Here is a 3,184-nt window from a genome sequence, read left to right on the forward strand (position 1 = left end):
CTATGGAGTCCGAACTACACTTTTAATTGTGTCCTTGACAAGGGGGCCAGTTCAGAATGATGTTGACGGCGCATAAGTGGGGAAGCGCCGACTTATGAACCCTAACGGCGGCAGCCCAAAGGGCAGGGGATAGATTGCGGCGAAGCCGCTGACCAGCTTTCCTGACAGCTAGAAGCTAGCAGCTAGAAGCCCTCGCCCGTTCGCATGCTTCTTATCCGCACGCCACTCAGTTCACAGGGCCTGGCCAGATCAATGCCCGCATAGGATCGCACGCATTCAGCCATGCATTCAGCCACGAAAAAAGCGCCGGCCAGAATTGTGCATACTTTTACATTACTATTATACCGAGGACCCCGGACAAAACAAGCTTTCCCGCCTTCTGCAGGGGGTGTCATTGAAGTCACAGGGAAAATATGGTACCATGTAACTGAATTTTGTGTCAGTGAAAGAGTAAATGAGGAGATTTCATGGTTATTATTCCTTATATTGTGCTGGCAGCGGTGGCACTGCTGTTCTTTTTCGTTTCTTATATCATCATCTGCGGCGTGCCGAAGCGCTTCAAGAAGGGCAGCACCGTCAGTGACGATACGGTAGAAATCCCGCTGAAGAAGGCGGCGAAAGCAGAGGAAGCACCGAAGCCGGACCTGCAGGCAGCAGCCAAATCGAAGGTGGATGATTCCACCCAGATTATCCCGGTGAAACGGAACCGTCCGAAGCCCGTCCGCTTTGAGGATGATGAGGAAAAGACCCGGGTCTTCAACCGCAAGGATTTCGGCGAATCCAAGGCCCAGGATGCCTTCTCTTCCCATCTCAACAAGGGCCCCTTCCCGCCGGAACCGGAGCCCCATGTGCTGTCTTCCATGCCGGACCTGGATTCCCTGGAGGAATACTTCGTCCGCCATTTCCTGAACCGGTACGGCGCCGTGTCCACTACGGTGGAGCAGGATACCCGGAAGGTGACCATGCACCTCATCGAAGGACTTCACATGAAAAACAAGGAAGCCGTGGATACCCTCACCCATATTATGGTGCAGGAAGCCATGCAGAATGCCCAGCGCACCTATGTCATGATGCCGACGCCGGTGGTGCTGGAAATGGTGACCGATGCCTTTGGTGATGTGGCCCGGGGCAGCCGTTCCGATACGAAGACCATCCTTGCCTACGATGCCCTGAAGGCCATGCCCCGCATGGAGGAAAGCGAATTCCATGCCTTGGCACTGCTGCTCATTTTCCACTATTCCCGGAATACGGATAACGTGGATGCCCAGCACCTGAAGCGGTATACGGAAAAATACATTACTCCTTTCCTCTATAAACTGCCCGATGAATACACAGGCTACCAGCAGCTGGAATATCTGCACTGCGTGTCCCTGGAAAATAAGGACATCCCCTTTGGCCAGGTACTCCACGATTCTTACCCCCTGATCTTTGCATTCCGGGGCTGCATGAAGAGCGAACTGGCTGCGGCCTGGCCGTCCTGGCCGGAAGGCACCATTGTACAGAGCCTGTATAATTCCTACGTGAAACCGGCGGCGGTGGATGAATCGACACTGGCCGGCCTCTTCGATGACATGGGCCTGGAAGATGAAGTGACCAGGAGAAGCATCCTGGCCCTGGTGGAATCCAGGCCTGTCAATTACGACAGAAAGGAAATGGGTTACATCCTGGGCAAGGTATCGCCGAACCTGGAGAAGCTGCAGACCATCTGGGATAACAGCATGATCCGCCGTTCTTCCCTGACCCTCATGGGCATGTACATCGCCAAGATCTGCATCCGGGAAACCATCGGCGAAGATTTCGACCTGAGCCATTGGATGTGAGCAGGGCCAAAGGCCCTGTAGATCTAGGCCTAGATCTAGATCTAGGCCTTCAGCGGCTGCGCCGCAGGATCTCAACTCTCTTTACTCAAATCTATCTTTTACAACTTCATTCTGATTCAATGTTGAAAAAGCCGTACAAGCAGATTGACTTTGAACCTCCAGGAAGTGTTCCTGCGCTTCCTGCAACTGCCGGCAGCGGCAGTTTTTATTTTTGAAGAAGGGAACAGTCATGGGAATTTTTGATATCATAGGACCCATCATGGTGGGCCCCTCCAGTTCACATACCGCCGGTGCTGCCCGCATCGGACAGACGGCGAGGGCCATCCTGGGAGAACCGGTGAAGAAGGCCCGGATTACCCTCTACGGTTCCTTTGCAAAAACCGGGAAAGGCCACGGCACGGACCGGGCCCTGGCGGCGGGCCTCATGGGTTACGCACCGGACAGCGGCACCATTCGGGATGCCCTCCGCATTGCGGAAGAAAAGAATGTGGATATTTCCTTTTCCCTTTCCGAAGAGGACATGGGACACCCCAATGTGGCAAAGATTGAAGCCTGGGGCGTAAAGGGAGCCCATGGGGTCATTATCGGCCGGTCCCTGGGGGGCGGCCGCATTATGATTACCAATATTGACGGCTACGACGTGGAAATCACGGGGGAAGAGTATACGCTCCTCACCAGGCATCACGACAAGCCGGGGGTGGTGGCCAAGGTCTGCGAAGAACTGGCGAAGGAACAGATCAATATTTCCACCATGCGCCTTTTCCGGAAGGGAAAGGGCAGTGAGGCGGTCATGATCATCCATACGGACCAGCCTGTACCGCCGGCGGTGGCGGAAAAGGTAAAAGAATCGAACGACAATATTACCTACGTCATGGCATTGGATATTATCTGAGGAGGCCGTCATGGAATACCATTCGATGAAAGAACTGTTCGCCGTGGCGGACGTGGAAAAATGTTCGCCCGGCATTATTGCCTGCCGCGTGGAAGCGGAGGAAAGCGGGAAAAGTTATGAGCAGGTATGGGATCGCATGAAGTACACGATTCCCGTCTTCCGGGAAGCCATCCGGAAGGGGCTGGCAGATACGTCCAAATCCGCCAGCGGCCTGGTGGGGGGCGACGGGAGCCGCCTGTTCAACGGGAATATGCGGTTCATGTCCCCCATCTGCCAGAAGGCGGCGTCCTACGCCATCGCCACGGCAGAGGCCAATGCGAAAATGTACCGTATCGTGGCCTGCCCCACGGCGGGGTCCTGCGGCATCCTGCCGGCCGTCCTTTCGGCGGTGGGGGAAGAGGTGAATGCGTCCATGTACGACTTCACCTGCGCCTTGTTCACAGCCGGTGCCATTGGCCGGGTGATTGCATAA

General features: G+C 55.2%; 3 protein-coding genes. All 3 read left to right on the plus strand.

Annotated features, from left to right (window positions below):
* The first annotated feature begins 467 nt into the window (after positions 1-467).
* Complete coding sequence (locus QZR21_RS08745) at positions 468-1,820, plus strand: LPO_1073/Vpar_1526 family protein (RefSeq protein WP_296097282.1); 1,353 nt, start codon at positions 468-470, stop codon at positions 1,818-1,820.
* A gap of 229 nt (positions 1,821-2,049) precedes the next feature.
* Positions 2,050-2,712, plus strand: coding sequence for an L-serine ammonia-lyase, iron-sulfur-dependent subunit beta (sdaAB, locus tag QZR21_RS08750; protein WP_296097280.1), 663 nt, complete (start codon positions 2,050-2,052; stop codon positions 2,710-2,712).
* A 10-nt stretch (positions 2,713-2,722) separates the two neighbouring features.
* Positions 2,723-3,184, plus strand: a complete 462-nt coding sequence (locus QZR21_RS08755) for an L-serine ammonia-lyase, iron-sulfur-dependent, subunit beta (RefSeq protein ID WP_296974991.1) — start codon at positions 2,723-2,725, stop codon at positions 3,182-3,184.

This window comes from uncultured Dialister sp. (assembly GCF_900541605.1).
Taxonomy (GTDB): Bacteria; Bacillota; Negativicutes; order Veillonellales; family Dialisteraceae; genus Dialister.